The 336-nt window shown below is 50.9% G+C and carries 1 pseudogene; it reads right to left on the bottom strand.

The features are described 5' to 3' along the window. Positions 1–336: pseudogene (locus AUR66_RS13075) on the bottom strand (Mur ligase family protein); the annotation flags it as partial.

Raw genomic sequence — 336 nt, 5'->3', positions numbered from 1 at the left:
ACCGCATCTGCCCCAGTTACGAGTGGTTTGCTTACAGGCGCGACTTGTGCTTTGTCACGTGCAATCTCCTCAATTGTGTCTCCAAGTTGCTCAGTATGTTCGAGTGTGACGCTAGTGACGGCGCTTGCAACGGGGTCAACGACACTCGTAGCGTCGTACCGCCCACCAATTCCTACTTCTAATATTGCAACGTCGATGTCTCGACGGTCGAATTCCCATAGCGCTAAAGCTGTAATCGTCTCGAAGAAAGTCGGTGAGTCGCCCGAAGTCGTCTGCTCGATAATAAACGGTTGAATCCGCTCAGTGAACGATCGCACCTCAGATTCGGTTATTTTT

It is taken from the genome of Haloferax profundi, assembly GCF_001469865.1.
Lineage (GTDB): Archaea > Halobacteriota > Halobacteria > Halobacteriales > Haloferacaceae > Haloferax > Haloferax profundi.
Note: the sequence above shows the minus strand (reverse complement) of the source record. Positions and strands in the feature narration are given on the sequence as shown.